The 25,793-nt window shown below is 55.9% G+C and carries 37 protein-coding genes and 1 pseudogene; 5 read left to right on the top strand and 33 right to left on the bottom strand.

Annotated elements, in window-relative coordinates; all coding sequences use genetic code 11:
• Nucleotides 1-99 precede the first annotated feature (99 nt).
• The 4 genes from JCM15764_RS24150 to JCM15764_RS14800 form a co-directional block, all read right to left on the bottom strand.
• Complete coding sequence (locus JCM15764_RS24150; RefSeq protein ID WP_243689099.1) at nucleotides 100-396, bottom strand: hypothetical protein; 297 nt, start codon at nucleotides 394-396, stop codon at nucleotides 100-102.
• Nucleotides 393-524: an MCP four helix bundle domain-containing protein gene (locus tag JCM15764_RS24145; protein ID WP_243689098.1), complete on the bottom strand. Its 132-nt coding sequence runs from the start codon at nucleotides 522-524 to the stop codon at nucleotides 393-395. Before JCM15764_RS24145 ends, JCM15764_RS24150 begins: the two co-directional genes overlap by 4 nt.
• Nucleotides 525-872: 348 nt before the next feature.
• A complete protein-coding gene (locus JCM15764_RS14805) occupies nucleotides 873-1,256 on the bottom strand; it encodes an FxsA family protein (RefSeq protein WP_054697072.1) in 384 nt (127 codons plus the stop codon).
• 29 nt (nucleotides 1,257-1,285) lie between these two features.
• Nucleotides 1,286-1,828 carry a beta-class carbonic anhydrase gene (locus tag JCM15764_RS14800; protein WP_054697070.1) on the bottom strand — a complete coding sequence of 181 codons (543 nt, stop codon included), beginning with the start codon at nucleotides 1,826-1,828 and terminating at the stop codon, nucleotides 1,286-1,288.
• 258 nt (nucleotides 1,829-2,086) lie between these two features.
• Here JCM15764_RS14800 and JCM15764_RS14795 point away from each other — a divergent pair, with 258 nt between their 5' ends.
• A complete protein-coding gene (locus JCM15764_RS14795) occupies nucleotides 2,087-2,521 on the top strand; it encodes a hypothetical protein (RefSeq protein ID WP_054697065.1) in 435 nt (144 codons plus the stop codon).
• 359 nt (nucleotides 2,522-2,880) lie between these two features.
• On the opposite strand, the gene JCM15764_RS24140 is transcribed toward JCM15764_RS14795, so the two are convergent.
• Genes JCM15764_RS24140 through JCM15764_RS14785 form a run of 5 tightly spaced genes read right to left on the bottom strand, consistent with a single transcriptional unit; the run spans nucleotide 2,881 to nucleotide 6,160 of the window.
• The gene (locus JCM15764_RS24140; protein ID WP_243689097.1) at nucleotides 2,881-3,081 is read right to left on the bottom strand and encodes a hypothetical protein; all 201 of its coding nucleotides are present in this window, start codon (nucleotides 3,079-3,081) and stop codon (nucleotides 2,881-2,883) included.
• Nucleotides 3,066-3,578, bottom strand: coding sequence for an amylo-alpha-1,6-glucosidase (locus JCM15764_RS24135; protein WP_243689096.1), 513 nt, complete (start codon nucleotides 3,576-3,578; stop codon nucleotides 3,066-3,068). Before JCM15764_RS24135 ends, JCM15764_RS24140 begins: the two co-directional genes overlap by 16 nt.
• 17 nt (nucleotides 3,579-3,595) lie before the next feature.
• The gene (locus tag JCM15764_RS24130; protein ID WP_243689095.1) at nucleotides 3,596-4,117 is read right to left on the bottom strand and encodes an amylo-alpha-1,6-glucosidase; all 522 of its coding nucleotides are present in this window, start codon (nucleotides 4,115-4,117) and stop codon (nucleotides 3,596-3,598) included.
• Between the two features lie 14 nt (nucleotides 4,118-4,131).
• Entirely contained in the window at nucleotides 4,132-5,040 is a 909-nt protein-coding gene (locus JCM15764_RS24125; RefSeq protein WP_243689094.1) for a glycogen debranching N-terminal domain-containing protein, read from the bottom strand.
• Nucleotides 5,041-5,056: 16 nt separating this feature from the next.
• Nucleotides 5,057-6,160, bottom strand: a complete 1,104-nt coding sequence (locus JCM15764_RS14785) for a glycosyltransferase family 4 protein (protein WP_054697063.1) — start codon at nucleotides 6,158-6,160, stop codon at nucleotides 5,057-5,059.
• 228 nt (nucleotides 6,161-6,388) lie between these two features.
• Here JCM15764_RS14785 and JCM15764_RS14780 point away from each other — a divergent pair, with 228 nt between their 5' ends.
• Entirely contained in the window at nucleotides 6,389-6,949 is a 561-nt protein-coding gene (locus JCM15764_RS14780) for a nitroreductase family protein (RefSeq protein ID WP_054697060.1), read from the top strand.
• A 282-nt stretch (nucleotides 6,950-7,231) separates the two neighbouring features.
• Here JCM15764_RS14780 and JCM15764_RS14775 read toward each other — a convergent pair whose 3' ends face one another.
• Genes JCM15764_RS14775 through JCM15764_RS14765 form a run of 5 tightly spaced genes read right to left on the bottom strand, consistent with a single transcriptional unit; the run spans nucleotide 7,232 to nucleotide 11,730 of the window.
• Nucleotides 7,232-7,915 carry an outer membrane lipoprotein LolB gene (locus JCM15764_RS14775; protein WP_243689093.1) on the bottom strand — a complete coding sequence of 228 codons (684 nt, stop codon included), beginning with the start codon at nucleotides 7,913-7,915 and terminating at the stop codon, nucleotides 7,232-7,234.
• The gene (locus tag JCM15764_RS24120) at nucleotides 7,908-9,575 is read right to left on the bottom strand and encodes an alpha-amylase family protein (protein ID WP_243689092.1); all 1,668 of its coding nucleotides are present in this window, start codon (nucleotides 9,573-9,575) and stop codon (nucleotides 7,908-7,910) included. The genes JCM15764_RS14775 and JCM15764_RS24120 overlap by 8 nt, the downstream gene beginning before the upstream one ends.
• Complete coding sequence (locus JCM15764_RS24115) at nucleotides 9,572-10,417, bottom strand: alpha-amylase family glycosyl hydrolase (protein WP_243689091.1); 846 nt, start codon at nucleotides 10,415-10,417, stop codon at nucleotides 9,572-9,574. The genes JCM15764_RS24120 and JCM15764_RS24115 overlap by 4 nt, the downstream gene beginning before the upstream one ends.
• Nucleotides 10,381-11,418 (bottom strand): hypothetical protein, encoded by a 1,038-nt coding sequence (locus JCM15764_RS24110; protein WP_243689090.1) that lies wholly within the window; start codon nucleotides 11,416-11,418, stop codon nucleotides 10,381-10,383. Before JCM15764_RS24110 ends, JCM15764_RS24115 begins: the two co-directional genes overlap by 37 nt.
• A 54-nt stretch (nucleotides 11,419-11,472) precedes the next feature.
• On the bottom strand, nucleotides 11,473-11,730 hold the full coding sequence (locus JCM15764_RS14765; RefSeq protein ID WP_243689089.1) for a hypothetical protein: 258 nt from the start codon (nucleotides 11,728-11,730) through the stop codon (nucleotides 11,473-11,475).
• A gap of 221 nt (nucleotides 11,731-11,951) precedes the next feature.
• On the opposite strand from JCM15764_RS14765, the gene JCM15764_RS24105 reads away from it, so the two are divergent.
• The 3 genes from JCM15764_RS24105 to JCM15764_RS14755 are packed head-to-tail and all read left to right on the top strand — an operon-like array spanning nucleotide 11,952 to nucleotide 13,980.
• Entirely contained in the window at nucleotides 11,952-12,347 is a 396-nt protein-coding gene (locus tag JCM15764_RS24105) for a cobalamin-dependent protein (RefSeq protein ID WP_243689088.1), read from the top strand.
• A gap of 14 nt (nucleotides 12,348-12,361) precedes the next feature.
• Complete coding sequence (locus tag JCM15764_RS14760; RefSeq protein WP_243689087.1) at nucleotides 12,362-13,369, top strand: B12-binding domain-containing radical SAM protein; 1,008 nt, start codon at nucleotides 12,362-12,364, stop codon at nucleotides 13,367-13,369.
• Entirely contained in the window at nucleotides 13,363-13,980 is a 618-nt protein-coding gene (locus JCM15764_RS14755; protein ID WP_243689086.1) for an acyloxyacyl hydrolase, read from the top strand. Before JCM15764_RS14760 ends, JCM15764_RS14755 begins: the two co-directional genes overlap by 7 nt.
• A gap of 48 nt (nucleotides 13,981-14,028) precedes the next feature.
• On the opposite strand, the gene JCM15764_RS24100 is transcribed toward JCM15764_RS14755, so the two are convergent.
• From JCM15764_RS24100 to JCM15764_RS24040, 19 genes and pseudogenes are all read right to left on the bottom strand, one after another.
• Complete coding sequence (locus tag JCM15764_RS24100) at nucleotides 14,029-14,655, bottom strand: RND transporter family protein (protein WP_243689085.1); 627 nt, start codon at nucleotides 14,653-14,655, stop codon at nucleotides 14,029-14,031.
• Entirely contained in the window at nucleotides 14,567-15,001 is a 435-nt protein-coding gene (locus JCM15764_RS24095; protein WP_243689084.1) for a hypothetical protein, read from the bottom strand. The genes JCM15764_RS24100 and JCM15764_RS24095 overlap by 89 nt, the downstream gene beginning before the upstream one ends.
• Before the next feature lie 47 nt (nucleotides 15,002-15,048).
• Nucleotides 15,049-15,828: an MMPL family transporter gene (locus tag JCM15764_RS24090; protein ID WP_243689083.1), complete on the bottom strand. Its 780-nt coding sequence runs from the start codon at nucleotides 15,826-15,828 to the stop codon at nucleotides 15,049-15,051.
• A gap of 2 nt (nucleotides 15,829-15,830) precedes the next feature.
• A complete protein-coding gene (locus JCM15764_RS24085) occupies nucleotides 15,831-16,181 on the bottom strand; it encodes a hypothetical protein (RefSeq protein ID WP_243689082.1) in 351 nt (116 codons plus the stop codon).
• Nucleotides 16,182-16,192: 11 nt separating this feature from the next.
• Nucleotides 16,193-16,513 carry a hypothetical protein gene (locus JCM15764_RS24080; RefSeq protein WP_243689081.1) on the bottom strand — a complete coding sequence of 107 codons (321 nt, stop codon included), beginning with the start codon at nucleotides 16,511-16,513 and terminating at the stop codon, nucleotides 16,193-16,195.
• An 18-nt stretch (nucleotides 16,514-16,531) separates the two neighbouring features.
• Nucleotides 16,532-16,669 (bottom strand): LolA family protein, encoded by a 138-nt coding sequence (locus tag JCM15764_RS24075; RefSeq protein WP_243689080.1) that lies wholly within the window; start codon nucleotides 16,667-16,669, stop codon nucleotides 16,532-16,534.
• Complete coding sequence (locus tag JCM15764_RS24070; protein ID WP_243689079.1) at nucleotides 16,617-16,976, bottom strand: LolA-like protein; 360 nt, start codon at nucleotides 16,974-16,976, stop codon at nucleotides 16,617-16,619. The genes JCM15764_RS24075 and JCM15764_RS24070 overlap by 53 nt, the downstream gene beginning before the upstream one ends.
• On the bottom strand, nucleotides 16,973-17,137 hold the full coding sequence (locus JCM15764_RS24065; RefSeq protein WP_243689078.1) for a LolA family protein: 165 nt from the start codon (nucleotides 17,135-17,137) through the stop codon (nucleotides 16,973-16,975). Before JCM15764_RS24065 ends, JCM15764_RS24070 begins: the two co-directional genes overlap by 4 nt.
• 34 nt (nucleotides 17,138-17,171) lie before the next feature.
• Complete coding sequence (locus JCM15764_RS24060; protein WP_243689077.1) at nucleotides 17,172-18,404, bottom strand: beta-ketoacyl synthase N-terminal-like domain-containing protein; 1,233 nt, start codon at nucleotides 18,402-18,404, stop codon at nucleotides 17,172-17,174.
• 184 nt (nucleotides 18,405-18,588) lie between these two features.
• Nucleotides 18,589-19,794 (bottom strand): beta-ketoacyl-[acyl-carrier-protein] synthase family protein, encoded by a 1,206-nt coding sequence (locus JCM15764_RS14730; RefSeq protein WP_054697048.1) that lies wholly within the window; start codon nucleotides 19,792-19,794, stop codon nucleotides 18,589-18,591.
• Between the two features lie 254 nt (nucleotides 19,795-20,048).
• Nucleotides 20,049-20,651, bottom strand: coding sequence for an SDR family NAD(P)-dependent oxidoreductase (locus tag JCM15764_RS14725; RefSeq protein WP_243689076.1), 603 nt, complete (start codon nucleotides 20,649-20,651; stop codon nucleotides 20,049-20,051).
• Nucleotides 20,648-22,054 (bottom strand): lipid biosynthesis B12-binding/radical SAM protein, encoded by a 1,407-nt coding sequence (locus JCM15764_RS14720; protein WP_054697045.1) that lies wholly within the window; start codon nucleotides 22,052-22,054, stop codon nucleotides 20,648-20,650. The genes JCM15764_RS14725 and JCM15764_RS14720 overlap by 4 nt, the downstream gene beginning before the upstream one ends.
• Complete coding sequence (locus JCM15764_RS24055) at nucleotides 22,054-22,302, bottom strand: acyl-CoA thioesterase (RefSeq protein WP_243689105.1); 249 nt, start codon at nucleotides 22,300-22,302, stop codon at nucleotides 22,054-22,056. The genes JCM15764_RS14720 and JCM15764_RS24055 overlap by 1 nt, the downstream gene beginning before the upstream one ends.
• On the bottom strand, nucleotides 22,233-22,499 hold the full coding sequence (locus JCM15764_RS24050) for an acyl-CoA thioesterase (protein WP_243689109.1): 267 nt from the start codon (nucleotides 22,497-22,499) through the stop codon (nucleotides 22,233-22,235). Before JCM15764_RS24050 ends, JCM15764_RS24055 begins: the two co-directional genes overlap by 70 nt.
• Nucleotides 22,480-23,133, bottom strand: a complete 654-nt coding sequence (locus tag JCM15764_RS14710; protein WP_243689075.1) for an acyltransferase domain-containing protein — start codon at nucleotides 23,131-23,133, stop codon at nucleotides 22,480-22,482. The genes JCM15764_RS24050 and JCM15764_RS14710 overlap by 20 nt, the downstream gene beginning before the upstream one ends.
• Nucleotides 23,134-23,327: 194 nt before the next feature.
• Nucleotides 23,328-24,284 (bottom strand): B12-binding domain-containing radical SAM protein, encoded by a 957-nt coding sequence (locus tag JCM15764_RS14705; protein WP_243689074.1) that lies wholly within the window; start codon nucleotides 24,282-24,284, stop codon nucleotides 23,328-23,330.
• A 72-nt stretch (nucleotides 24,285-24,356) separates the two neighbouring features.
• On the bottom strand, nucleotides 24,357-24,617 hold the full coding sequence (locus tag JCM15764_RS24045; protein ID WP_243689073.1) for a hypothetical protein: 261 nt from the start codon (nucleotides 24,615-24,617) through the stop codon (nucleotides 24,357-24,359).
• Entirely contained in the window at nucleotides 24,614-24,808 is a 195-nt protein-coding gene (locus JCM15764_RS14700; RefSeq protein ID WP_243689104.1) for a phosphopantetheine-binding protein, read from the bottom strand. The genes JCM15764_RS24045 and JCM15764_RS14700 overlap by 4 nt, the downstream gene beginning before the upstream one ends.
• 163 nt (nucleotides 24,809-24,971) lie before the next feature.
• Nucleotides 24,972-25,616 (bottom strand): annotated as a pseudogene (locus JCM15764_RS24040) (lysophospholipid acyltransferase family protein); the annotation flags it as partial.
• Between the last annotated feature and the right edge of the window lie 177 nt (nucleotides 25,617-25,793).

The raw sequence follows: 25,793 nt of genomic DNA, 5'->3' as shown, positions 1-25,793 counted from the left end.
TGTCAAAGGCCGCCTTGCTCGCCTCCGAAGTCTGCTTTTCCATCTTGTCGGCCGCATCCTCGAATTGGGCGATGGCCCGGTCGGCCTCTTCGGTCGTTTTTACCGTGCCGCTGCCAATAGCCGCCAGAACCGTCTTGAAACCGTCACCATATTTGACCATCTCGGCTTGAATCGCTTCAGAGTTCCACGTTCCTGGGGGGACAGGGGCATCTTTTCCAGCTCTGAAAACCATAAATCCAGCCGTTCCTTTTTCTCATTCCACTTCTTTACGTATTCACCCTGTTCCTTTGCATCACCCGCATGTACGAATACCTCCTTCTCATACAAGCGAAGAAAAAGGATGTTGGCCCTGGCCCGAGCAAAGAATTCCCCTATCTTGGATTCGGTGCCGATCATGCTTCACTGGTTTTGGCAATCTTGCCCGTTCCCCAGTAGCCGACGACGCCCACTGCAAGCAGAAGCAGCAACACAAGCCCGAATCCCAGACTTATACGGGTGCCGATACTCAGGTTTCTCAATGACATGACTCTTTTCCTCCATTTACAGGCAGATTGGTTTATTTGAATCCGATTCGCCTTCACGGATTCTTAAACCATATCGGAAGACTTGGTGTAAAACTTGAGGACAGGGTTCGTCTCTGGTTGGTGAAAGGGGAGTTACGAAGAAATGCGGTCAAAGGGGATATGCATCGGACAGGTCAGAAACGGGTGCGGATAATGAAATTGCCTAGGAGTCTGTCGGACTTAGGGATCGAAGCGAGAGAATGGAAAATCAAGGACGGATATTTGGAAATTTGAGAGCGAATAGTGGGCCTATTTGTCGAAAATTTACGGAGATCCGGACCGATTTGCCATTTTCGCAGCCGATTCATTCTAAGTCCGACAGACTCCTAGGCTTAGCCGGCGCTGCAGCCATAGGCCAAGCAGGCGTTTGATAAGGTTCCTGGAGGGAGGGAAGATAAAAAATATGCCGAGGAAGTCGGTAAAGAAACCGGGAGTCAGGAGCAGCACTCCTCCGACCAGGATCAGGGCACCATCCATGAGTTCCGATGCGGGCAGGCGTCCCTGGGCGAGTTCCGTTTGAATCCGTTGCAGGACGATGAATCCCTGATGACGCACCAGCCAGGCACCCACAAGGCTTATGGCCAAAAGAACCGCTACCGTCGGCATAGCGCCCATGAGGGAGCCGACCTTGAGAAGCAGGTAAATCTCAACCACCGGGACAAGGAGAAAAAGAAGAAAAAGCTTTGTGAACATTTTGGTTTCCGTGTGGTCAGCGGGGCAGTTCAGTAGCCGTTGACAACCACATCCAGGTGGCCGTCATTGGGGCAGAAAATAAGGCCGTGGACCGGTATATCCCTGGGGATAAGGGGACTGTCGCGAATTATGGATACTACCCGTTCCACGTTTTCCTCCGGGCAGGCAAAGGCGCCCATCCACTGTCCAAGGTCGGGGACCAGTGAATCGATGACACTCTCGTCAATGCCGCGCTCGATCATCTTCTGCTTCAGGTGGGGAGCATCGATGGTGGACATGCCGCAGTCCTTGTGGCCGATAACGAAGATCTCCTCGACTCCCAGGAGGAAGACCGCCACCACCAGACTGCGGATGACGCCGCCGTAGGGGTCGATGATTGTATTGCCGGCATTCTTGATTACCTTGGCCTCACCGCGCTTGATGCCCATGGCCGGCTCCAGGAAATGGACCAGCCTGGTATCCATGCAGGTAAAGATGGCCAGCTGCTTTTTCGGCGACTTGGGCAATGGGGGAAATGCATTAGGCTGGACGAACTTTTTGTTCGCCGCCAGTACGGAGTCGAGAAGTTTCATGGGGCCACCAATCAGGTAAAGTCATACAGCAAAGGAAGCATTTTATACTATGAAACGGCACCCTGTTTCCACACTTATTTAGTACAACAGTTGCGGCCGATTTCACCTCTTCCCCTGCCAATTAATGAGCCTCTATAAACTTTTCTCTGGTTTACATTCATTAATGCTTGTGCTATACGCTTGATACATGCCCTTCATTAACAGCTGACGAGACTCTGTTAGAGAATTGGGCAATTAAATTTTTAGGAGGAAGATTAAATGAAGAAACTGGTATTGATTGCAGCATGTCTCACCTTGGTTTTCGGCGTGTCTTCTGCTGCCCTTGCAGCAAAGGGAGACACGGAACTGGACTTCGGCATCGGCTTTGCCACTGCTCCGTATGATCGTGGTGACCTCGGCTGGGGGCTTAATTTCGGCGGCGGCTACGAATTCCTCCAGCTTTCCGCAACCCGCAACGACACCCTGCAGATCCGCGGCGATATCGGCTACCATTCCTGGTCAGACGATGACTTTGGTAATGATTTTGACTTCAGCCGGGTTCCCGTTTCTGTCGGCTGCCGCTATTACTATCCGATCAAGCAGGTTAAAAACCTGCGCGTTTTCGGCAGGCCAGCCTGGAGCTTAGTTTCGACTCCTTTGATGACTGGAACGGAATCGATAAATATTCCCATGACGAAACCAACGTCGGTGTAACTCCGGGAGCCGGCGTCGAATACATGCTGAACAAGAACATCTTTGTTCAGGCACAAATGAAGGAGCATCTCATCTCCGATCCTTACTTCACCATGCAGGGTGGCATCGGCTTCCGCTTCTAAAGGCCTGCTCGACCCGGCGAATCACCAAAGCCCTGTGCACCTGCGCAGGGCTTTTTTTATCCTGATCAGCCTACCTTCAGCGCCATACATTTCTCCCCTCTTGATGGGAGGGGCTGGGGGAGGGTGATAGAAATTAGTCAAAACAACGGCTTGCACCCCCACCCCCGACCCTCCCCCATCGAAAGGGGGAGGGAGATATTTGGAGGTGGGCGGAAAGTCAGTGCTGCTAATCGGATTTTATTTGGTAATGATCACTTCCACCGGCCCCTCCTTGCGCAGCACGTTGACCGAAACATCATTCTGGTAGCGTCTGAGCATGATATCCACTCTGGAATCGCCCACCGATAGTTTTTTGATCTCCACTTCGTTAAGGAATGGCGGCAGCACGGGATAGGTAAAGCGGAGCCTGCGGTTCCCCGCATCTATCTCCAGCCCCATGCAGCTCTGCAGCAGAAGATATACGGAGCAGCGGCCCAGGCCTGGGGGGCGCATGCCATCGGATAGAGGATGGGGCTCAAATCCTCCCTCCTCTTGAAGCCGCAGTAGAGTTCCGGCAGACGATGCAGGTCCATGGCCAGAGAGGCATTGAAGATCCCTTCCAGAATGAGAATGGCATGGCTGGTGAAGCCGTAGCGGGCAATGCCGCAGGCAACAAGGGCATTGTCGTGGGGCCAGATGGAGCCGTTATGATAGGACATGGGATTGTAGCGCTTTTCCGTATTGGCGATGGTTCGCACTCCCCATCCTGAATAGAAAGGCTCCGAAAGCAGCTGATCGGCAATTATCCCTGCCCGGCTGAAGTCTGCTATACCGGAAAAGAGGCAATGTCCCACATTGGAGGAACGAACCCGGCACGGCCGTTTCTGTCCATCCAGGGCCAGGGCGTAAAACGATATGTCGTCGCACCAGAATACCTCATTGAATTTCTGCTGCAACGCCTCCGCTTCCTTCCTCAGGCGCGCGCCATGCCCTCTTCACCCATCACCAGCGCCAGGATGGCAGCGCTGTTTTTGGCGTCGTAGACGTAGCCCTGGACCTCGCACAGGGCGATCGGCGCCTCTGCCAGGGTGCCGTCGGCATGGAACACCGAATCGTTTGAATCTTTCCACCCCTGCTGGAGCAGCCCATGATGGGAATGTCGGGCATACTCCACAAAGCCGTCGCCGTCGGCGTCACCATAGGTATCGATCCATTTCAGCGCCGCCAGGACATTCTCCCAGATACCGGCGATGAACTCCCGATCCCCGGTGCGCCGGTAATAGGCGCCTGCCAGAACGATAAACAGCGGCGTCGAGTCGACACTGCCGTAATAGAAGCCGAAGGGAATTTCCCCCAGTGCCGCCATCTCCCCCAGCCTGGTCTCGTGGATTATTTTACCTGGCTCGGCGTCTTTTTCCGCATCTATTGCAGTTGCCTGGGTTTTGGCAAGAAAGGAGAGGACGCCGCGGGCAATGCCGGGATTGGCCCAGAGCACCTCAAGGGCGGTGATTATGCCGTCTCTGCCGAAAGTGGTGCTGAACCACGGGACACCGGCATAGGGTAGATACCATGTGGTGTTTTGGAGGTCATCATGAGCAGGTCCGACTGGGACCGGCCCAGCAGCAGGTTGAAATGCTCGTTATCGGTGGAAATCTCGCAATAGCCTGCCTTGAGATCGGCAATATTGACAGCAGCCTCCTGGAAAGCTTCCTCGAAGGTTCCGGCAAAGCGCTCACATTCCCTGCATTCGCAACTGACGGTAACCTGGATGCACACCGATTCCTTCGGCTCAAGGGAAACCCGGTAATGGACCTCATCCTCTCCCACCTTGAGCGGCGTGGGCGAGAAATCCAGCCGCGTGGTCCGGGTCTGACCGTCCAGTCCCCGGTAGGAGAGATTGACAGCCGAGGCTTCCGGGACTACCGGCAACAACCTGCCCCGTTCCTTCCGCTTGTTGCCGCGCACCTCGAATATATCGGCAAAGTCGGCAGCAAACTGGATGGTGAAAGGTATGCTCAGCGGCTCCAAAGAAAAGTTGGTCATGCGCAACTGCTCGAAACATTTGCCCTTCCAGATGAATTTGGTCCGGTAGATGTGGATGGAATCACGGCGGATCTGCAAGTCACCAGCCATGAAATCCGGGTTCATCAGGTCCACCGAGAGAAATTCGTTCTGCTTGTTGATGGTGGAACCGAGCAGAAGCGGGCGGATACCGGCAAAACGCAGCTCCAGCTTGGAAAGGAAGCGGGTCCCTTCGTGGAAGATGCCCTGTTCTCCCAGACCGAGCGGCTGGATATCGCCGTGACAATCGAAAATGGCGAAGGTTTCCCCTTCCTTCAAGACCCTGGTACGGTCGGCCGCCCGGTCCGATGTGGCAAGAATATAATACTGATCCTCGATCTGGATTACTTCCTGCATGGCTCCTCCCGCGATATCAGCCGTTCTGACCGACCCCCATCATCCCATGCCGTGGCAGGACCACATTCTTCAGCGGCTTTATCTTGCTTGCCGCTGTGTCTTCAATTATGTCCTCATAGATATTCAGGTAATCGGCAGCCATGCGCCCCGCAACAAAATGCTCCTCGAAGTATCTCCTGCAACCCCGGCGGCTTATGGAGCCGATATCTGCCACAGCCGCCACTGCCCCCCCGATACCCTTGACCACATAACCGGAAACACCGTCTTTCACCACTTCCGGAACCGAACCGCGGCCAAAGGCTATGACTGGCGTGCCGCAGGCCATGGACTCTATCATCACCAAGCCGAACGGCTCCTCCCAATCGATGGGAAAGACAAGTGCCAGCGCTTCGCCGAGAAAGGCCTTCTTTTCCTCCTCGCCGATCTCCCCCACGTATTCCACCCATGGGCTATTCATCAGAGGCCTGATGATGTTTTCGTAATAATCCAGATTTTCCTTGTCGACCTTGGCGGCAACCTTGAGCTTGATGCCGCTCTGCTCGGCAATGGCAATGGCCACGTCAAGCCCCTTTTCCGGAGAAATACGGCCGAGGAAAGCCAGATAGTTTTTTGGCTGTTCCGTATAGGGGAGCAAATCAGGCGGCAGACCGTGATGAACGGTGCCGGTCCAGTTTATCCAGGGTAGAGGACGACGTTGGGCGTCGGAGATGGAAACGACCGGGATCTCCGAATATTCGCGATAAAGAGGCACCAGGTCGGGAATGTCCAGCCGCCCGTGCAGCGTCGTCACGCCGGGATAGCCGTAGCGCCGGGAAAAGGGAAAGTGGAAATAATCGGTGTGAAAATGAATGATATCGAATTCCTCTGCCCGGCGCATCACCTGTTCCAGCATCAGCAGGTGGTGGGGAATGGGATCGACGCAGTTCTTATCCAGGCGCAGGGAATTCTTCGAGCAGGGGACCAGACGGGCGGCAGTGATGGAATCGCCGCTGGCAAAGAGGGTAACATCATGCCCCATTGCCAGCAGCGCATCCGTAAGATAGGCGACTATCCGCTCCGTTCCACCATAGTAAAGGGGCGGCACCCGTTCGTATAAAGGCGATACCTGTGCTATTCTCATGGCATGTCTCCCGAAGGTGCAGGATAATGGAAAAGGGAAGCATATTAAATATCACTCATTTCAGTATAACATCTTGTGGCGCCCATCCAAGAGGTCCGGTTGCTGATTTTCACAACAGGCAGTGTGGAGCCACGCTTTAGATTTAGAGTCCCGATGAAGAACCCTTTCCATTGATGGGTTCTATGGTAGAATTCTGTAGTTTTGCAGTCAGCGACGAAGGAGGCATGAATGGATACAATGGAAGCAATCAGGACAAGAAGAAGCGTGCGCAAGTTTTCCGACCGACCGGTGGAGCCGGAAAAGCTCCAGGCAATGATGGAAGCCGCCCAGGCTGCTCCTTCATGGGCAAACATGCAGTGCTGGAGATTTATCGTCGTCAAGGATGCTGCCACACGGGAGAAGATCAGCGATCTTTCCTATGTGGAGGCCTTCTTCGCCCCCAAAGGCTACAAGACAAACCCGGCCAAACAGGCTCTCGCCGATGCGCCGGTGGTGATTGTCGCCTGTGCCGACCCGGTCCAGTCGGGGGACCTTCACGGGCAGCACTATTACATGGCTGATGTGGGCATAGCTGCGGAAAACATGATGCTCGCAGCCCACAGCCTCGGACTGGGCAGTGTCTTTGTCGGGGTTTTCGATGAGGAAGGGCTGGGGGAACTTCTGGACATCCCGCCGGAGGTCCGCATCGTCGGACTGTTTCCCATGGGCTATCCCCAGGATGAATGGAAACCGGGGCCGCCGCGAAAGCCGCTGGAGGAGATCTTCTTTCTGGAAAGATGGAAGGTATAGCTGGGTTTGCAAAGGTCCGCTTCCAGAGACTTCTTTATCTTGTCCATGGAGAGAGACGACATGAATGACAGGCAATGCACCTGCCCTGGTGGAATGCAGGACCTGCAGTGCGAGGTATGCAGCCAGAGACCTGCATACTGGTGCGACAACTGCAAAAAGGAAGTCCCTGAGAAGCGCTGCCCTTTGTGCGGGCTGAAAACACTAAAGATGAAATAGTCACTAATAAAAAGCCTCCACCGGTGCCGATGGAGGCTTTTTTGATTATTGTTTTTCCTTCAACGGCTAAAGCCCCCTGAATTCACTCAGTGGAAGGACGGTAAAGTTTTCGAGCCTCGGCTTCAATGCAGCTTCTTCAACTGGCTCATTTACCTCCGGATCGTCGAAGGCGATTTTCACCCGGTCTCCGTTCCGGTTAATCATTTCTATCGATTCGGGAAAAGCGACGCCGTTCACATCACGGTAACTCTGATATACGGCTTCGTCACCGTCCTCGGTCACCTTGCGCTGGACGAGCCCCTTGCTGTCAAAAAAGATCTGCTCCCGGCGGCCATCGGCCATGACAATTTCCCTGGCTCCCAGGGACGGCCCGGCAACAGGCGGCCGCTCCACCACCCACTTGATCAGGCCCCAGTTCTTCAGTCCTCCCTGTTCCGGCAATTCGGATAAAAGCCCCTGATATGCCACATCCCTGGAGGGTATGATGCAGGTCAACCGCTCTCCGTCACTGTACATCTCCATGACGGTAAAACCGAAGGGAGACAGTATTGCCATATGGAACTGGTCGGGATGCCTGAAGACCAGGTAGCCCCTGCCGCCGACACTGCGCTGGGCAGTCTTGACGGTGACGGAGACGGGAGATTGAACGGTTTCGATCTCTTTTCCGGGCGCCGGAACGGCTGTTGGTCTGGAAATGGTGGCACATGCCGTAGAAAACAACATCAACAGGATCGTAAGGTACTTAAGCATTGGGAATCTTGGCTGCAAGTTTGTCATTCCTCCACTTCCGCAGGTTTAACCAGGCTAAAAACTCTTTTACCTCGAAGCCTGCTTCCTGAGCTTTGCCTGTTATTTCCGTGATTTCCTTCTGTAGTGCCTTTGCCATGGCCATTAATTCGTCGGCGTCAAATTCCTTTTCCGTATCAAAAAGGGCAGCGACACCCAGCCAGGTCATCAGCATCTCGAAACGTTCCCTGTTGAACCATTCGTGATCGTTGCTCCGGTTGACAAGGAGGAACGTCCGGGCCTGCGTTTCTTCCAGGAGGGTGGTAAAGTCTCTTTCACCGTCTTTCTCCACTGCTGTAGAAAGCAACAGCTGATGTTCGATCATGACCCGGATCAGGCTGACGGCCGTAGCAGGGTCCATTCCAGGGAAACGCTGCCATACTTCTTCGGAAATGGCCTGGAAAGACTCTTCAAGAGGCCGGTAAAGACCAAACCTGGAGAAAAACTCGGCGGAAGCATGGGGATATGCCTTTTCATCCACCAGTCTGCCGGCCGCATGGAGGCAGATATGGGAATAACAGATAAGTCTGCCGATCCTTGTTCCCATTACCTCTCCGAATTGGAGCAGTGGCTCGTCGACGGGTACATCCCCGGTTTTATGTGTAGTCAGCCTGCTGAAAAGTGCATACTGCCGGGCAAGGGCAGTAACAAGGCGTTCCCATTTACCAACGTCACCTGTATGCTCTGCCAAGGCGACCAGAAATGCAGTCAGGCGGTTCCTGAATTGCTCGGCCACTGGTTTCTCTGTTTCTTCCTGGTCAACGGCCTGCAAGGCAAGGAGTTCGCGCAACCGGTTGTTCAGTCCCTTATATCGGACCTGCTTTACTTCCTCGTCCATACTCTGGGCCGGGCTGCCGTTCAATGAATGGCAAAGCTGGCCCCAGGTGCCGTATTCATCATCCCAGATCTCGCGAAAATCGAGAAAAGCGTGGTATTCAAAGGCTTTCAGCTCCACAAAGAGCCCGCTGTCGCTGAGCTCCCGCCCGGAACGGATATATTCCAGGCCAGATGCATAATCGCTGAAGATATAATAGCAACGGCCATCGCCATTGAAACATAATGCATCGCCAAGACTCTTCTGCACGAGCACCGTCTCGCCGTTGGCCCCCTTGACGCCGATCGCCGTCGATGTCCTGATCCAGCCGGAGGTTTCGGCAAACTTGTTGTGATAGAGGATGATGCCGCGCTCGCATCCCTTGAGGTTTGAGTAGGCAAAAACATCCTCGTTCACCTGACCGCCGGCAAAGAAGTCATAGAGGACAAAGTTTTCGGAGCCGCTGAAGAGCCAGCGCTTGCCCATGAGCGGAAAAATCTTCTCCTCGTGCATCCTGACCATGTGCTCGTCAACCTGTTCATCCCAGTGGGCGTGCCGATATTCCATGCCGTATTTCTCGCGAAAGCCCTCGATCTGGCCATGGCCGATCATGGGCAGGCCAGGCATGGTGACAAGGAGAACGCAGGCGCCGTAGTATTTACCTTCCTTGCCGAATTGCTCCACCGCCGTCTTTTCATCGGGGTTGTTCATGAAGTTGACGAAGCGGGGCAGAATGCGGTGGTCGTATTCGAGGACATTCTTGATAGTCTGGCGGTACTTGGCGTTTTCCTCCATCTTCAGCATGTTCATAAAGGCGCTGTTGTAGACCCGGTGCATGCCCAGAGTACGGACGAAATAGCTTCCATGAGCCAGAATGCCTCGGCCAGCAGCAGCGTTCCCGGAGCTTCCGCCGCCACCCTGTCCACCACTTCGCGCCAGAACTCCACGGGAAAGGCGGCATCGAATTCCTCACGGCTCATGCCATGTTCGGAACGGGAAGGGACACCGCTTCCGTGACCCGGCTGTGGATACCAGAGGCGCTGGTAATGCTTTTTGGCCAGGGTCATGGCAGCATCGAAGCGGATAATGGGAAACTGGCGGGCCACATGGAGAATGGTCTGTATGACCGCCTCGCGCACCTGGGGCAACAGATAATTGAGCTGGGCCGTGTCGTTCCAGGGGGTGGAGGTGCCGTCGTTGCCGTGGTAGATGTAGCGGGTCCTGCCATCGCGATGGTCATAATGCTTGAAGACGACTGCAGCATCGGTCTTGGTCCAGTAGCCGTCCTCAATGTTCAGACTGACCTCCGATGAAAAGGAGAGGTCTGGGCCATTGAAGGAATAGGCAGGATACGGCGGATAATCCAATTGGACGAACCAGTCGGGATGTTCCACCGTCCAGCGGGAATAGATGCCGGTGTGGTTGGGCACCATGTCGCTGGCCAGGCGTATGCCCCGCTGCCGGCAACGCTCCTTCAGGTTTGCCAGGGCCTCGTCCCCGCCCAGATCATTGGCGATGACATAATCGTAGAGTGAGTAGGCCGAAGAAAAGGCATCCGGATTCCCCGAAATCTGCTTGATGCGCTGGGAAGCCGGTGAGCGCTCCCAGAGACCGATCAGCCAAAGGCCGGTAAACCCCCACCGGGAAAGCATGTCCAGCTCCTCGTCCGGCACCTGATCAAGCGATGGACGGGTCTTTTGTACTGCTTCGACAACTGATCAAGCCAGACATAGACCATCTTCGCCAGCATGACCACATTGGCCATCCATTCGGCATCGGGAGAAAACCGGTCATATTCCGGATAATCGTACCCCTCCTTGCCAAGCCGTTTGCCCTTGAGGAATTCCAACACCTGGGGCCTGCCGGGGCCGCCCCAGAATTCCCGCTCTTCCTCCTTGACGATGTCCATGGCGGTAAGAAGCTCGGCCAGCAGGTCGGGAGGCAAGATTGAGCGCCAGTTGGCGCGAATATATTCGATCTGGCCGGGAAGGGAAAAAGGGGATGCGAGCATGGGAGCCCGCAGCAGGTGAGGCAAGGGAACACCGAAAGGTTCCATGGGCGGGGCATCGGCAAGCCCTTCATCCGCAGCAGTTTCCAGTCCCTGGTGCTCATCGGAGACTTTCAGGTCCGGTGCGTGAAATAAAGCACTAAACTGGTCCAGCGCCCTGTTCTCGCCGCTGAGTCGTAAAAGCAGGAGCTCTTTCAGCAGAAGCCCCCTGCGCTCCCCATTTTCGTCGGCAGCAACAAAGCGGGCTGCATCTTCCTTTTTCTCCAGAATGGAGGCGCCGGGAAAATGCTCGGCAAACCGGGTCAACACTGATCGCATTTGCGGAGAATCAGCTGGATAGCCTGAATCGCGGAGCACCTCATCAAGCACGGCCGGAAACTGTTCCCTTGCATAGAGCTCGAACACATACCGATATATCTTTTCCAACATGGCATAGAGATTAAGCAGCCCTGCAGGTACCGGCTGTTCCCGTCGTTCCGGCTGCTTGTTCAGGCGGTTCGCCAACTGGCGGATAAATATGATATCGGGCTGCCTCCTGGACCGGACTTCCTCCGCGACCTTCTCCAGGTCCAGCAGTTCCCACATTTTTTTCTGTATCTGAATACCGAACGGAAAATACACACCGTTTTTGTTATTAACGCTCATTTACACCTCGGACAGAGTCTAATTTCGTTAAGGAAACGTGACAAGCATTGGGGATTATTCTCCCTTGAAAGCCTTGCCTATATCCTTGCCCATACGTTTGAAAGCTTTGCCCGTGGCCTTGCCCGATTCCTTGAAAGCCTTTCCAACCGACTTTCCCGACTTTTTGGCAACCTTACCGGTTGATTTCCCCATTTGTTTGAAGCCTTGACCGACCTGTTTGCCACCCTCCTTAAAACCTTCACCGGCGCTGACAAAATTGGCAGGCAAAAGCATTAAAGCGGCTGATATTGCTATTATTCTTATCACAAACATCTCCAGATACTTTTATTCAGGGGCGTTGCTCATCCGGGCATTCGCCGTCACATGATATGGCTACCATTAAAGCTATATCACCCCGGATGGGTGGAGTCAAGTCAGCTAATGTCGCCACAAAATGGGCAAGAGCAGCGATGAGGTTTCAGTTTGATTTATTGGCGCAAACAATTTAGCATAGCTTTCTGATTCGACAGACTGCAATACCACAAGGAGCACCGTTGAAAGCACTATTTGTCCACCCCCACGGCAGAAACTGGCTGGGGAATCTGAAAGATATCAGCTCCATCTTCAACCTGATGCCCCCCTTGGGAATGATGAGCATCGCTGCCTATCTGGAGGCGAAGGGAATGGAAGTGGAGCTGATGGATTGCTATGCCAGGCCCATGCCCACCCCGGAGCTTGTTGCCCACATCATCGGCAGCAAGCCCGATGTGGTCGGCTTTTCCTGTACCACCTCATCCTTCCTCGAAGGTTATGGGATAGCCCATAGTATCAAGGAACAGGCACCGGAGATCAAGATCGTTTTTGGCGGCGCCCACGCCTGCTCGGTCGGCGTTTCGCTACTCGACACCTTTCCCGCCATCGACTATCTGATCATCGGCGAAGGGAGGTAACCTTTTACGAGCTATTGGCTGCCAACTTCAGCGGCGTGGAACACATTCCGGGCATCGGCCATCGCCGCGACGGCAAGGGAGTCTTAAGCGGCAACCGCCAGCATATCGCCGATCTGGATTCACTCCCCTTCCCGGCTTATCACCGGCTGGGCCAATTTCCCGGCAGATACAACCTGCCCCTCTTCAGTTATCCTGCTGCTCCCAATACCAGCATCATCTCCAGCCGCGGCTGCCCCTACCACTGCAGCTACTGCGACCGTTCGGTCTTCAGCCGAGGCTTCCGCTTCAATTCCCCCGGCTACATCTTCGAGCACCTGAAATACCTGCACCGGGACTTCGGCATCCGCCATGTCTTCTTTTACGACGATCTCTTCACCTTCGACCGAAGCAGGGTGGAGGAACTGTGCCGCCTGCTGGTGGACAACCGGCTACCGGTCACCTACAACTGCATCGCCCGTCTTGAGCATGTGGATGAAGAACTGGTGGGATTGTTGAAGAAATCGGGCTGCTGGCAGGTAAATTTCGGCATCGAGTCCGGAGACCCGGAGGTCCTGAAGAAGCACCGCAAATATATGGCACTGGACGCCGTGCATCAAAAGCTGAAGATGGTGAAAGCCGGCGGCATGAGGGTCAAGGGGCTGTTCATGGTCGGTCTGCCAGGGGAAGATGAAGCCGCCATCAGGCGCACCATCGACTATGCCCTGACACTGCCATTGGACGAAATCAACGTTACCAAGTTCACCCCGTTTCCTGGGGCTCCCATCTACGAGAACATTTGCCAGCAGGGGGAGTTCAGGGAGGACTGGCCGGACATGAACTGCATGAACTTCGTCTTCATCCCCCACGGCATGACCCTGGAGCAGATGGAAAACCTCTATAACGAATTCATCAGGCGCTTTTACCACCGCAGCCGAATCCACTGGGGCTACACAAAGATGCTCTGGAAGTCGCCCCACAGTATCAAGATGTTCCTGCGCAATCTGCCGGAGATCCTCAGGTTCGAGATGAAGCAGAAATGGTAAGGGTGCAGATGGGGAGAAGGAAAACCGTTTACGGGAAGATTTTAGCTGTCGCCCTGACAATAATCCTTTGCAGCAGTGCAGCTGCTTACGCTGAAGAGGTTACCGTCAGAAACGCCACCGGCGAATATACGCTGCTTTCCGGCTACGGCATCACCCACCGCGGTTTCGGCGACACCAGGACCCAGGTCCAGACCTACGACACCATCGCCCGTTTCGGCTGGTTCCTCTCCGATGAGACGGGTCACGGCTGGTATCGGGGCCGTCATGAGCTGTTGATGGAACTGCCGCTGCATCTGACCATCGATCCCAGGGTGCGGGCCATGACCGGCGGCTACCTGCTGGGAAGTTGGAAATTCACTTCCCTGGAGGATTTTGCACCCTATGTCTTTGCCGGTGGCGGAGTGCTTTTTGTGGATCTGGGACTGCCGACCATGGGAAGCCGCCTGGATTTCTCCTACCAGGGGGGAACCGGCGTCCAGTACTTCATTGCCAAGGACAAGGCAGTCAGCCTGGAGTACCGCTACCACCACATTTCCAATGCCGGCACCGCCTTCCCCAATGAGCCACTCAATTCCAGCAAAATTCTTCTGGGGATTACATTATTCCGCTGATCAGGCTGATTCAGGAACGTCTGTGGCGGCAGATCATCGCCGGCAGGGTCACCAGGCGAAGAAGCCGGTGGCGGCAATGCCGTAGTTGGTGGCCCAGCCGATGGAGGACATGGCCCCGTAATCGGTAAAGGCAAGAGAGCCGAAGCCGGCAATGGTGGTCAGCGCCGACAGAAGAACCGCCCGCCCGGACTGGACGAACTGCTCGCCGGCTTCATACATATCCACCGCCGTCACCCGGTGCAGGACATGCATGCCATAGTCGCTCCCCATGCCGACGATGGTCACCAGGACCATGGCGTTCATGAAATTGAGGCGCATGCCGGTCAGAACCATCAGCCCCAGCATGGCTATTACCCCTCCCACCACCGGGAAGAGTGATTGCCAGATCTCCCCCAGTGATGAGAAATGGGATAGAAGCAGAAACAACACCAGCGCGCCACCCAGCAGGAATCCCCAGAAAAAGCTCTTCTTCACGGCGCCGCCAAGCTGTTCGCTGACCAGATCGACGCTGGTGGCGCGGGCAGAGGGTTCAATGGCCGCCAGCTGTTTAAGGAACGTTTGTTGATTGAACTCCTCTCCACGGTAATTAATGTAGAGAAGCAGATGGTAATTGCCTTTGTCTTTGATCAGATGGCGCTCCACCACGCCCCGCAGGTGAACGGCCAAGATGGTCAAGGGCTTCGCTCTCATCCACGGGCGCGGCGTGGCTGAGACCGGCAAGACTGTCCAGAAACGGCCCGAATGCCTCAGGAGCAAAGCCCTTTTCCTGCAATGCCCCCCGTACCTCCTCTGAAGGCCGCTTGCCTGCTAAAGATTGTTGCAGGGAATTCAGCACCTCAGCCTGTACCCCCCGATTATTCAATACCTGACCGAGGGAAGACCAGGAAACAATATTGCCGCGCCGCTGATACTCTGCCAACAGCGTCTCAACCCGCCCCCCCCGCTCCATCAGTTCCGCCGGCAGCTGCCCGTCCAGGGCCACCAGCATCTGCTTGGGGCTCAAGCTCAGGTGTTTTTCCATTTTTTCCTGGGCAAGGAAGGCCTCCGAATGGCGTGGCTGGAGATTTTTCAGATCACCTTCAAAGCTGATGAAACATGCAGCAACCAGAAGAACGCAAAAAAGCAGGGCAGAGATGCGACAATCCAACCGGAACGGGTCAGGCACTTTTTCCAGATCCACCCCAGCCCAAATCTGGGCAGCGGACGGTATGACACGGCAGGAAAGCGCCGTTCAGCAGCAATGATAAACGGCGGCAGAAAGAAAAATGTCGCATAGAGAGAGAAGATCACTCCCAGGCCCACAAGCAGGCCAAGCTCGGAAAGGGCGCGTACGTCGGAAATGGTGAGCGCCAGAAAAGGCAGCGCCGTGGTGGCAGCAGCGGTGAATATGCCATGGCCAGTTTCGACGATGGCCAGTTCCATTGCTTCAGCGGTGTCGCGGCCAAGGCTTCGCTCGCTGTAATAGCGGTCATAAAGGTGGATGGAGTAATCGGTACCGAGGCCGATAATCAAGGCCGTAAAGGCAAAGGAAATGATGCTGATGGATGAGAGAAAAAGACCGGCAGTCCCCAGGGCAAGGGCGACGCCGTAAAAAAGAATCAGCGGAATGAGCAGAGTGGGAAGCACCCGGCGGTAGGTCAGGTAGAACAGCCCCAGCACCACAATCAGGGACGAAACAATGCAGGCGATTATATTTTCTTTCATCACCCGCTCGTCAATTACCGCGGAGAGGTGGGCACCGGCACAGGAAACATTCACCTTCATACCGCGGCGGACCTCTTCAATGCCTGCCACCAGTTTTCTGGCAAAGGCGATATTCTGCACCGGCAGGGCCGGCTCGGCGATCATGATCAGCACCTGCCGTCGCGGGAAAGAAAATAGGGCGAAGTGGTATCAAGGGCCAATGCCTGACTTGCTTTTTTCAGACGCGGCAGAATCAGCTCGCGCAGGTAGAGCGGATCTGCGGCAATTATGTCCCGCATTCCCATTCCCACCTGGCTGGCAAGCTCTGCTCCGGCCCTGTCCAGAGGCTTATTTATTGCCGGCTGATCAAATTTCAACCCGTAATTGCCTGCTTCGGCAGGATCCAGATACAGTTGGGGATGGGTTACGGCATAGGCGATGAACCGGGCGAAGGATGCTGCCTCGGAGGTATCGTAGACACGATATTTGACATTGCGGAAGGCGGTTGCCCCATCCACCTGCAGCGTCTTCAGCCTGGCCGCCAGTCTTTCAGCCTCGACTGGCAGAAGGATGGTTCCCCCTCCAGCAGAAAATAGACATCCTTGGCGCCGCCGGTCCATTCCAGGGAATCGAGGAACAGCTTGAGAGGACCTGCCTGGGACGGGAAGAGCTTGAAGATATCGGCTTCAAATCTGGTGGTGGCAATGGAAGCAATGGAGGATAGCAGGAGCAGTAAAGCCATGACCACCACCCGTCGCGGATAGGTGGTGGTCATGCGATGGATCCATGCAAGATGACGATGGACGAGCTGCTGAAACGAACGGGTTACGGTGCGGATGACATTGGGCATGGGAATAATGGTCTGGATCTAATCCAGGAGGAAGTCCTTTTCTGTCAGGCCGGCATTGCGCCGCATGTTGGCAAACTTGATGACGGTTCGGTCTCCGTTTCGCTCATCGATTGCCAGGCGCTTGATCTTGCCGTCGGCATCGAAGCTGATGGCCAAGTCCTTGACTCCACTTGCCCTTGGGAGACAACTGGACATTCCAGGTGCTCCCTTGACGGTCGGCCCGCACCTCCATCCCTTCCGGAAGCTTGGTCATGGGTTTTGCCAGGTACGAGAACCATTTATCGAGGCTCTCTTCCGGCGGCAGCACGATCCGGTCGGTTACCCCCTGCTCGGGCAGGCGCATGGTCAACACGTTGTCCCGCAGGAGAAGGCGGCTGGCATAGGGAGGCAAAAGCTCCATGAAGAAGGTGCCGGGCTTCCTGAAGCGAACAACCCCTTTTGAAACCATCTTCCGCTTCATCATGCCATCTGCTTTTCCTGGACAATATCGGCGGTAAAATCGTTCATGCCGGAAAAACCACGCCGCAGTGTCTCCAGTGCTTCCAACGCCTTATTGGGGGCAGCATGGGCAGATTGCCCCAGACAGAAAGAAATAAACAGCAATATAAGCAGGATCTTTTTCATTGTTTTCTCTCAGAATAGGTTATGGGGAATGGTGTCATCCCAGACTGCCCACTGCAAGGGTCAGGATTGCGCTGGCGATGGATATTCCCTCCCCCAGCACTTCCCCTTCCACCATGTGCAGTGTGCCAAAAGACTTGACGACACGCGCAGAAACCAGATATTTCCCCGGGTCCATTGCGGCAGGGATTCGCCCTTGGCTGACGGCGGCAAGGACTCCCCCGGCCCCGGCCACCTGCCCGGCGGCAATGCCCCCCACCTGGGCCATGGATTCAATCAGCAGAATGGGGGGAAAAGGACCGCTGTCCGCTGTAATGACAATCTCTGCGGTTGCACTGACACCGGGCTCACGGCTGATGACTTTGTCCACGAAGAGAAATGGGGGGCGGTGGGGAAGATACTGGGAGGCATCTGAATTAAACAGGTGATCCTCCCCTGAATTCAATGGCGTAGTAAGGTCCTTCCGGCGAGGCCGCCACATGCAGGCCGGCAGCCCCTGTGGAAGGGAGAGGACAAGGGCGGCCATGGCAAGCCCGCCCATACCAAGTGCCCGCCCAATGATGTTACCGGTTTCGAGGCGTTCCACAGCGGGCAACCGCTCCATCAGAGTCTTCTCGGCAACTGCTGTTCCGGAAAGCCCTGCCAGCTTGATATCTTCTACTCCGGAAAGCAGCCGGTCCACCCCTTCGGCCTCAAGGCCCGGGATCAAACGGCCAATGGTCCGTACTTCTCCCACATGCCCCTTGATCACGGCATTACGCCCCCGGGCGTGGTCGCCCCTTTCCAGCACCAGAATACCGGCCCCTTCTCCGAAACCCGCCCCATTGCGTCTCAACTGTCCAGCCGCCTTGACCCCCCTGACCATGGCAGTGGTCAGCTCATCGACGCCGCCGGTGAGAATGATATCGGCACGCCCTTCCTGCAAAAAGCGGCAGGCCATCATGAAAGCCGATTCGGCCGAGCAGAAACGCTGAACGAAGGTGACATTGGGGCCTTTGAGGCCGTTTTCGATTGAGGCATTGCTGGCCGGGGCATTGGGAACGGTGTTGGGAAAAAGCATCGGTGAAAGACCTTCTGCACCGGAGCAGAAGTAGCCGCGCAGGAATTCCTCCGAATTGGCAATGCCGCCGAATCCGCAGCCGAGGACAATGCCTATTCTGCCGGCAGCTATGGAGCCACGGTCGATGCCCGCATCCTTGAGCGCCATCCCGGCGCCAACAACGGCAAAAAGACTGCAACGATCGAATTTCCGCGCCTTGAGGGGCGGCATGAAATCGCCCCCCTTGAAGGCGTCAGCCTTACCCCACAGGTAGCCGTCCGAACCGGCGATATCTGCCGGGATCGGCTTGAGCAGACTTTTGCTTCTCCCAATGCAGTAACAAGGGGATCAAGCCCGACACCAGCGGCAGAAATGGCCGCCATGCCGGTAATTACTATGTCATTGGCAATATTCTTCATTTACCGAGCACCAGACTTGTTATGTTTCCACCGAAGGCAAAGGAGTTGGAGACGGCCAGCATGGCATTGCTCGCCTTTAACCCCTGGTGGCAATAGTCAAGGTCACACTCAGGGTCTGCCCCCCTGAAATTGAGCGTCTGGGGAATAAAACCGTCTCTCAGGCCGATCACGGTGGCCAGGGCTTCAATGGCCCCGGCAGCGCCGAGACAGTGGCCGGTGAGCGCCTTTGTGGAAACCAGCGGCACATCCTTGGCCCGTTCACCGAATACCAGTTTCATGGCCTTGGTCTCCACCACGTCATTGAGAGGCGTAGCGGTACCGTGGGCATTCACCCAGCCGATATCCGCGGCGGAGACACCCGCCTGTTTCAAAGAGGCCGCCATTAGCTCGGAGGCATCGACACCGTCCGGTGCGGGAGCGGTCATGTGATGGGCCTCTCCCGCCACTGCATAACCAAGCACATAACCATGGATCTTTGCACCGCGCTCTTTTGCGGCGTTTTCCTCTTCTAAAACAAGGAAAGCAGCCCCTTCTCCCAGGGATATGCCGCGCCGCCCCAGGCTGAAAGGGGCGCAGGGTTCCGGATCGATCACTCTCAAGGAATTGAAGCCGGCAAAGGTCAACATGCAGAGACAATCCGAACCGCCACACACGGCTGCCTTCAATCTGCCGGAGGCGATGAGGTCGGCACCCCAGCCAATGGCGTTTGCAGATGAAGAACATGCAGTGGTGATGCTCCCCTGATAGCCGCCGATTCCATATGTTTCGGCAATGGCCGTGGAGGTGCGGTCGGGAAGTATGCCTCGCAGAAGGGAGGGGTCCGGTTTGCTGCCGGCGATGGTCTCGTTCAGCCATTGCTCGGCATGAAGCATGCCGGCAGAGCCTGCGCCCATGGATATGCCCACATCGTATGGTGAGTAATGTTGCAAAGCGCCGCTGTCAGCCAAAGCTTCACCGGCGGCAATGACGCCGAACTGGTCGGCACGGGAAAGCTTTGCTGCATTTCGCGCGCTGAAATAGTCGAGGGGATTGAAGCCTGGAACCTGGGCACCGATCCTTGAGGAAAACCGGCTTACATCGAAAAGGTCGATGGGACCCATGGCACATCGGCCGTTAAGAAGGGCATCGGTGAAGGAAGTTATATCTTTGCCGGCGGCAGCGAAAACGCCCAATCCGGTTATTGCTATTCTTTTTCTTTCCATTGTTCTCTTCGTGGCATCTGGCTAACTTGTTCGCTAATGAAATGCCATTTTAACCGGAAAAGGAACAATAAATAAAGCTTTTCTTTGGCCCGGGAAAGCCCCTTTCAGACTATTCCCCCGTCCACCACCAGGCACTGGCGGTATATAGGAAGCCTGTTCCGAAGCAAGAAAGGCAACCGCCCCGGCGACCTCTTCCGCCCTGCCGATACGCCCGAGGGAGGAGGACTTGACGATTCTGTCCACCATGTCGGGCTTCATGCAGCGGTCATTTCCGTTTCGATCAGCCCCGGAGCCACAACGTTGGCCCTGATGCCCATTGGCCCCACCTCCCTGGCCAGGGAACGGGTAAAACTTATGGCGGCTCCCTTGCTGGCCGCATAGTTGGTCTGACCAGCCGTGCCGCTTAAGGCGGAAACGGAGGAAAGATTGACGATAACGCCGCGCCGGTTGGCGATCATCTTTCTCACTCCCCACTTGCAGCAATGGAAAAGGGGATAGAGATTGCCGCGGACAACGGCATCCCAGTCGTTTTCCGACATCATGGGCAGATAGCAGTCGCGGATTATGCCGGCGTTGTTGACGAGGATATCAATGGAGCCGGTGGCTGCCGCCGCTGACTCCACAAGTGACATGGCGCCGTCGGCAGTGGCAACATCGGCTTTCACCGTACTGATGGCACCGGCAAGACCGGCGGACTCTTCCTGGAGGGCAGCCGCTGCTGTTTCATTAGTCAGGTAAGCTGCCGTGACCTGTGCTCCAAGGCGGGCGAAATGCAGTGAGATAGCCTTGCCTATGCCCCTGGTGCCGCCGGTGACGACGATTATCTTGTCCTTGAATTCCATAATTGCCCCACTCATCCGGCATTCTCAACGGCAGGAGCCGACATTGGCCTGACCCGACTCCTGCCCAGCCGTTTCATCAGCTTCCACAGCGGTCCTCGCACCGGAAAATGGCGTAGCGCCTCCAGCATGGCATCGCTCATATTGATCTCCAGCCCCGGCGCCACCCAGGTCTTTCGGGCCAGTGCCCGCTCCGTGACCATCTGGCAGAGGGTCTCCCGGATGGGGGGCGAAATATAGAAAACGGGTTCCAGCAGTGATGTTTCCGCAGCAAGGGTGCCGTCGGCCAGGGCGGAAGCATGCAATGGCGTGCCGGGGAAGATGCGGATGCCGGTCATGGCAATGACGGCAGTCGGTTCAAGCTCGTCCATCAGGGCAAACGTCTCGTCGATGGTTGCTTCGCTCTCACCAGGTCCACCGAAGAGAATATAGTGGGCAAAATCCGCCCCTGCTTCCCGGCACAGGCGTGAGGAGTTGCGCAGATCATCGACGGTAAATGATTTACCGAGATTGCGCAGCATCGAGGCTGAACCCGATTCACTGCCGAATTCCACGGCGTCGCAACCGGCGGCAATCATGGTCTGCAGCAGGGACGGCGTGATAAAGGCAGGGTTGATGAAGGCGGTCCAATTGATCTGAAGTTTCTCGGAGATCATGGCCTGGCACAGTTCCTCGGCAAATTCGGGGGGATAGTTGAAGATATCGTCGACAAAGTAGATGTAACTGATGCCGAAGCCCTCCACCAGAGATCTGATCTCGGTGATGATGTCGCCGATCGGCCGCACCCTGATCGCCCTCCCCTCCAACAGGGGATAGGTGCAGTAGATGCAGGAAAAGGGGCAGCCCCGCTTGGTCTGGAGGTTGGCCATCCCTCCTTCCCGGTAGTACCGTTCCAGCGGGAAAAGGCCGCGCTCGGCAGGTCTTATGCTCTGGATGAGTCTGGCGGGCAAGAAACCGGTTTTTTCCCTGACCAGCACCCCCGGCAGGGACTCGGGAGTCAAACCATCGGAGATGCATGTCAGCAGTTCCGGTAAGATTTCCTCTCCCTCGCCGACCACGCCGTAATCGGCATCCAGATAGGCGAGAATCTCCGCCGGCATGATGGAAAAGCCCGAACCGCCGGCAATAACCGGTACCCTGCCGCGGCAGATATCGACGATCTTTTTCACCCCGGGCAGGTAGGAACGGCTCCTGGGAAAGGTGACGTTGTCGATGTTTCTGATGGAAAGAACCACTGCATTGGGAGTGAACTCGTCGAGAGCTGTACTTACGGCAGATTCAGGATCATCGGCAAAGCAGAGGTCAAGGACCTTCAAGCGGTGTCCCCGTTCGGCCAGCGGGCCGGCAAGATAGGAAAGACCGAGGGGGAAAACCGGATACGGGGTCCTTTCCCTGTTGGCTGAGATAAGCAGGATATCCATCACACCCCCAGAAACGCCATCATCTTTTCAAGCCTCTCGGCAATAACCGGCGGCAAGGTATACTGCAGGACCCCATTCATGTCGGTCAGGACGTGCACGGTCCTTCCCGAGGCGGTCAGCTGTCCATCTTCGCCGACAATATCACAGGTAAATTCGAGAGTGCTCGTCTCGGTGCGTTTCACTCTCGTGCGTACCCGCAGCTCCTCGCCGAAGCGGGCAGGTCTTTTGTATTTGATGCTGAGATCCACCACCGGCGCATGAACCCTGCATCGGAGATTTGCTCCACCCCCACATCGAAGCGTTCGGCAAGGTCATTGCGTCCTATTTCCATCCATGCCACATAATGGCCATGCCAGGCAACCCGGTAAGCATCCACCTCATTGAAACGCACTTTGATCAAGGTCTCGTGGAAATTCACGGCACTCTCATTTCTGGTCAGTTTCACTGGCTATCCAGCGGTTGTACTTTTTCAGCGCCTCGCCTGCGCCTATCTCGTGAAATCTCTTTACCCCCATACCAACCAGGGCACGGTAGGTTCTTTCCCAGTAAACCGGCATACAGAGCTGTCTGAACATGAAATCGGGCAGGTCTTTTGCTTTTAATCGGTTCTGCTCCAGGTGATCAATGAGAACTCCGCAGGGCTCAGCATAGCTGTAATCGGCGAATATCTGCCGCAACGGTGTTTCCAACTCAGAAATGAGAGGAGTGTGAAGGGGCGCGTCGCAATCAAAGACTTTTGCCGAAAAGGCTCCTTGGGCAAGAGCCTCGGCAACGGCTGTTTCAATATTTTCTTTCCTGCCACAGAGAAGAAAGTGACGGGAAGTGTTATGATTGGCCAGATGAGTGCCACTGTTACCGGCAATGGCCAACACCGGCTCGCAGGTCAAGCCGATGATGCAGCCAAGGGCAAAGCCCCGGTTCTTGCCCATTTCTGCCAGGCATGCGCCAACCCGCCAGGTAAGTTCAATTACCTCTGCCTCGGGAAGGGAAGAGCACGCAGCCAGTGCCGGATAAATTCCCATGCTGTGCTCAGCGACCACAGCAGGTTGAATCCCTGCAGACCGCTTTTTACGGTTCATATACAGCTCATCCCTACGCCATAGAGCTGGAGGCCGACATTTTCGGTGCTCTCCTGCCGAAGCCAGCTGGAAGTGAGCAAGTCGAAGCCGGCCCTTTGCCTCACCAGTTCCGCAATGGAGGTAAAGCCTCATCCGGGGGCAGAGCGGCGCCTCGGGCCAGTGGTTGTCCAGGGAACATGAAACAATCCATCGGCCTACACCATGACCTTGGCCGTGCGCCGGATGGCGCTCCGGAAACCGAAATTCATCGGTGCAAAGACCTGCACCGATCGGTGCAGCTTGAAAATCCGCCGGTACATGGAGGAAAAGGAATAAAACGACCGGTTGAGCCAGTCATGGCCAGCCTGCAGCTCGGCTGCGCTCATGCCCCGCGGAATGAAATTCACATGCCCCATATCGTAATCGCGCCAGTCATTGGAAGTTATGCGCCCCTCTGTTTCCAGCCTTTCACGAACCTTGGTGCCGGGATAGGGGGTCAGGATGGGGAAGATGGCAGCCTCGATCCGCGCCGCCTCGCAGAAACGAAGTATGGGTTCGAAGATGGCAGGAGTATCACCGTCGGAGCCGAGGACGAATGAGCCGAGAATACCGATGCCGTGGTCGCGAAAGACTTTTGCCTGCTCAAGATAGGATGTGGCCTGGTTGGTCACCTTGCCCATGGCCACCAGCGATTCCTGGTTTAGGGATTCGAAGCCGACGAACATGCCGATGCAGCCGGATTCGCCGGCAGCTCGCATCAACTCGGGATCACCGGCAAAGTCGATGGGGGCATGGGAAAGCCATTTGAATCCCATTCCCTTCATGGCCGAGAACAGGGACAAGGCGTAGCGGCGGTTGGCCACCAGATTGTCATCGACGAAAAAGGCGAAGGAATTCTGCTTGCATAGCACTTCAAGTTCGGCAAGCACCTGCTCCACCGGCCGCTCCCGGTATTTTCTGCCGTAAAAGGCGGTGACTGAACAGAACTCGCAGTCAAAGGGGCAACCGCGGGTGGTCTGGAGCGTGTTTGTGAGCAGATAGCCTTTGCCGGCAAAGATCTCCCGCCTGGCAATCGGCAGGTCCGCCATATCCAACATGGCGTCGGGGCGATAAACGGGGCTGCAGGGTTCCCTTTTCAAAATCCGATACCAGCCGGGGCCAGACCAGATCACCCTCGCCCACAACCACCGCATCAACATGGAGAAGAGCCTCATGGGGAAGATTGCTGGCGTGGAAGCCCCCCATCACCACCTTGACTCCCTTGGCACGAAATTGGTCGCAATCTCATAGGCGCGGGGCGCCTGGGGGGTCATGGCGGTGATGGCCACCAGATCCGCATGGCCGGCAACATCAAGGGGCTCCACGTTCTCGTCGCACAGGGCCACCTCCCAATGTGGCGGGGTAGCTGCGGCAATGGCTGCGAGGGAAAGGGATGGAAATTTGAATCCCAGCTCGCCCCACAATCTCCCCTTGGGCCAGCCTGGAGAGATGAGAAGCAGTTTCATTTACGGTGTTCCGCGATGAATTCTGCCATGGTCCTGACGGAGCGGAAAACCTTGTTGCCGGTCTCTGCATCAGGGACGACAACGCCGAATGCCTTTTCCATCCCTACCACCAGTTGCAGAGCGTCGATGGAGTCGAGCCCCAACCCTTCGCCGAACAGGGGAGCGTCCGTCTCGATGTCGCTGATCCCCATCCCCTCGATGCGGAGGCTGTCTATAATCAGTTGTTTCACCTGGTCGATCAATTCTTCTGACATCTATAAACTTTTCCTTGTTGATATTTTCCCTGCCCCAGTAGTCGAAGAAATTGTACCACTGGTCCGGGTACCTTCTGATGTATTTCTCGAAAACCCTCAGAATGCGCTCTGTCCCGTCCCCGATGGACCCGGCATGGTCGGCATGCCCTCCCCTGAAGTAAATGGGGGCTTCCATGATAGTGGCGTAGTGATTCCCCTCCAGAGGCACGAAAACGGGAATGACCGGCGCTCCGCTGGCCATGGCCAGATAAGCGGCGCCAACGGGAATGGAAGCCTGCCTGCCGAAAAAATCGAGAGTCATGGTATGGGAGGAGCCATCGCGCTCTCCAAGCAAAGCAAGTATCTCGTTGCGGCGAAGGGCGTTGACCGCCTCGATCACCGCCAGCGGCGACGTATCGTTCCGGTCCACATAGATAAAGCGTATACCCCGTTCAAGCCGGACCTGCTCCCTCAACTCGTTTACCTTCTCATCCGGCTCCCTGAAGGTGAGGACATTCAGGGTGTACCCCATGTCCGCAAGCCCCAGCCCACCCAGCTCCCAGTTACCCAGGTGCGGGGAAATGAGAATGGCGCCATTCCCTGCAGCAAGCGCTGCGTCGAGAGGACCGCCGTCCGACCTCCTGCCGATCAGGGACTGCAGCTTAGAGCCACGCCACCTCATCATCAGCATCACGTCGCACCAGTTGCGGGCGAACTTGTAATAGGTGGCCAGCACCAGCAATTCAACGTTCCGACTGCCGGTGATGATCCTGATGTTGGACCTGATCCCACGTCTTTTTCCCGCCAGAAGCAGGTAAAAAAGCCCGCCCCAGAAGATGGCAAAGAGGGTGCATGAATCTGGGGACGAGCACGGTAAAGAGTCTTATGAAAAACAGGTTCAAACTGCTGTATAGCGCCAAGGGAAGCCTTCTTCCAACAAATC

This window comes from Geotalea toluenoxydans JCM 15764, assembly GCF_001311985.1.
GTDB classification, from domain to species: domain Bacteria; phylum Desulfobacterota; class Desulfuromonadia; order Geobacterales; family Geobacteraceae; genus Geotalea; species Geotalea toluenoxydans.
Note: the sequence above shows the minus strand (reverse complement) of the source record. Positions and strands in the feature narration are given on the sequence as shown.

Bases quoted from the DNA above. Each gene is read 5' to 3' on its own strand.
- JCM15764_RS24150 (WP_243689099.1), bottom strand. From the start codon at position 396: ATGATCGGCACCGAATCCAAGATAGGGGAATTCTTTGCTCGGGCCAGG.
- JCM15764_RS24145 (WP_243689098.1), bottom strand. From the start codon at position 524: ATGTCATTGAGAAACCTGAGTATCGGCACCCGTATAAGTCTGGGATTC.
- JCM15764_RS14805 (WP_054697072.1), bottom strand. From the start codon at position 1,256: ATGTTCACAAAGCTTTTTCTTCTTTTTCTCCTTGTCCCGGTGGTTGAG.
- JCM15764_RS14800 (WP_054697070.1), bottom strand. From the start codon at position 1,828: ATGAAACTTCTCGACTCCGTACTGGCGGCGAACAAAAAGTTCGTCCAG.
- JCM15764_RS14795 (WP_054697065.1), top strand. From the start codon at position 2,087: ATGAAGAAACTGGTATTGATTGCAGCATGTCTCACCTTGGTTTTCGGC.
- JCM15764_RS24140 (WP_243689097.1), bottom strand. From the start codon at position 3,081: ATGGGGCTGGAGATAGATGCGGGGAACCGCAGGCTCCGCTTTACCTAT.
- JCM15764_RS24125 (WP_243689094.1), bottom strand. From the start codon at position 5,040: ATGCAGGAAGTAATCCAGATCGAGGATCAGTATTATATTCTTGCCACA.
- JCM15764_RS14785 (WP_054697063.1), bottom strand. From the start codon at position 6,160: ATGAGAATAGCACAGGTATCGCCTTTATACGAACGGGTGCCGCCCCTT.
- JCM15764_RS14780 (WP_054697060.1), top strand. From the start codon at position 6,389: ATGGATACAATGGAAGCAATCAGGACAAGAAGAAGCGTGCGCAAGTTT.
- JCM15764_RS14775 (WP_243689093.1), bottom strand. From the start codon at position 7,915: ATGCTTAAGTACCTTACGATCCTGTTGATGTTGTTTTCTACGGCATGT.
- JCM15764_RS24120 (WP_243689092.1), bottom strand. From the start codon at position 9,575: ATGAACATGCTGAAGATGGAGGAAAACGCCAAGTACCGCCAGACTATC.
- JCM15764_RS24115 (WP_243689091.1), bottom strand. From the start codon at position 10,417: ATGCTTTCCCGGTGGGGGTTTACCGGCCTTTGGCTGATCGGTCTCTGG.
- JCM15764_RS24110 (WP_243689090.1), bottom strand. From the start codon at position 11,418: ATGAGCGTTAATAACAAAAACGGTGTGTATTTTCCGTTCGGTATTCAG.
- JCM15764_RS14765 (WP_243689089.1), bottom strand. From the start codon at position 11,730: ATGTTTGTGATAAGAATAATAGCAATATCAGCCGCTTTAATGCTTTTG.
- JCM15764_RS14755 (WP_243689086.1), top strand. From the start codon at position 13,363: ATGGTAAGGGTGCAGATGGGGAGAAGGAAAACCGTTTACGGGAAGATT.
- JCM15764_RS24095 (WP_243689084.1), bottom strand. From the start codon at position 15,001: ATGGAAAAACACCTGAGCTTGAGCCCCAAGCAGATGCTGGTGGCCCTG.
- JCM15764_RS24090 (WP_243689083.1), bottom strand. From the start codon at position 15,828: ATGATCGCCGAGCCGGCCCTGCCGGTGCAGAATATCGCCTTTGCCAGA.
- JCM15764_RS24080 (WP_243689081.1), bottom strand. From the start codon at position 16,513: ATGCCCAATGTCATCCGCACCGTAACCCGTTCGTTTCAGCAGCTCGTC.
- JCM15764_RS24070 (WP_243689079.1), bottom strand. From the start codon at position 16,976: ATGATGAAGCGGAAGATGGTTTCAAAAGGGGTTGTTCGCTTCAGGAAG.
- JCM15764_RS24065 (WP_243689078.1), bottom strand. From the start codon at position 17,137: ATGAAAAAGATCCTGCTTATATTGCTGTTTATTTCTTTCTGTCTGGGG.
- JCM15764_RS24060 (WP_243689077.1), bottom strand. From the start codon at position 18,404: ATGCCGCCCCTCAAGGCGCGGAAATTCGATCGTTGCAGTCTTTTTGCC.
- JCM15764_RS14730 (WP_054697048.1), bottom strand. From the start codon at position 19,794: ATGGAAAGAAAAAGAATAGCAATAACCGGATTGGGCGTTTTCGCTGCC.
- JCM15764_RS14725 (WP_243689076.1), bottom strand. From the start codon at position 20,651: ATGAGTGGGGCAATTATGGAATTCAAGGACAAGATAATCGTCGTCACC.
- JCM15764_RS14720 (WP_054697045.1), bottom strand. From the start codon at position 22,054: ATGGATATCCTGCTTATCTCAGCCAACAGGGAAAGGACCCCGTATCCG.
- JCM15764_RS14710 (WP_243689075.1), bottom strand. From the start codon at position 23,133: ATGAACCGTAAAAAGCGGTCTGCAGGGATTCAACCTGCTGTGGTCGCT.
- JCM15764_RS24045 (WP_243689073.1), bottom strand. From the start codon at position 24,617: ATGAAACTGCTTCTCATCTCTCCAGGCTGGCCCAAGGGGAGATTGTGG.
- JCM15764_RS14700 (WP_243689104.1), bottom strand. From the start codon at position 24,808: ATGGGGATCAGCGACATCGAGACGGACGCTCCCCTGTTCGGCGAAGGG.